Annotated in this window: 2 protein-coding genes; both read right to left on the reverse strand. The window is 39.6% G+C overall.

All coding sequences use genetic code 11. The features are described 5' to 3' along the window. Positions 1 to 837 (reverse strand): condensation domain-containing protein (locus tag BXU01_RS23435; protein WP_255373839.1); only part of this gene is annotated, 837 nt, incomplete at its 3' end. Continuing rightward, a partial coding sequence (locus tag BXU01_RS23440; RefSeq protein WP_131825157.1) for an AMP-binding protein occupies positions 821 to 1,144 on the reverse strand: 324 nt, incomplete at its 5' end. The genes BXU01_RS23435 and BXU01_RS23440, both read right to left, overlap by 17 nt.

Below are 1,144 nucleotides of genomic sequence, written 5' to 3' on the forward strand. Positions count from 1 at the left end.
CGATCTGATATATTGACGGTTTTCCCCCGACTGGTCTGTTTTAAAATTAGTCCTTAGAATTTCATGGCGCGCTATCAGATGCCTGAAACTTTCCTCGAGTTTATCAGCATCTATTTTGCCTGTAAAAACAACTGCAGCCGGCATATTATAGGCAAGCGAACCGCCTTCAAGCTGGCTCAGCAGCCAAAACCTTTCCTGGGAAGCAGACATAGGGTAGCTTTCCATAAACCCTGCTGACCCAATGGCCGTATATTGGTCTTCTTGTAATTGCAGCGAAAGGGATTCAATAGTGGGGTTTTTGAAAAAATTACTAAACGAAATGCTTTTTCCGGAGCTTTTGTGTAATTTATTGATTACCTGAACCATAACTAAACTGTGTCCCCCCAGTTCAAAGAAATTATCTTTAATCCCTATTTTTTCTATTCCAAGAACCTCCTGCCAAATCGCCACAAGGCTTTCTTCCAGTTTGTTGCCTGCTGCCACGTACTGATTCTTTATGATATCTGCAGAATCTACATCAGGCAGGCTTTTTCGGTCAATCTTGCCATTGGGCGTTAAGGGAAGGGTCTCTAAGGCCACATACAAACCAGGAACCATATACTCAGGCAATTTTGATTGCAGAAAAATCCTAAGTTCTGATTTGTCAACTACCGTATCAGATACAAAATAGGCTACCAAACTTTTGTTATCGTTTGATTCTTTTACTGCAACCACAACATGTTTTAAAGCTGCTGAATAGGACAAAATCTGGCTCTCTATTTCTTCGAGCTCTATTCTGTATCCCCTAATTTTTACCTGATGGTCTTTTCTGCCTAAAAACTTAATCGGAATTCCCATCTGCATCCCAGCATCCAAGGTCCCCCGTCTTATACATTCTGCCTCCTTCCGCAAAAGGATTTACGACAAACTTCTCTGAGGTAAGCAAAGGGTTGTTCAGGTAGCCTCTTGTCAAACCCGATCCTCCAATATAAATATCCCCTTTAACTCCTACAGCTACAGGTATTAATGAATTATTTAATATATAAATCTGCGTATTGAATATCGGTTTTCCTATTGATAAGTATTTATTCTCATCATACAATAATTCTATCGATGTAACGGTAGTTTCTGTTGGCCCGTATTCATTATAAAAATTAAAGTTTTT

It is taken from the genome of [Flexibacter] sp. ATCC 35103 (assembly GCF_001975985.1).
Lineage (GTDB): Bacteria > Bacteroidota > Bacteroidia > Flavobacteriales > Flavobacteriaceae > Flavobacterium.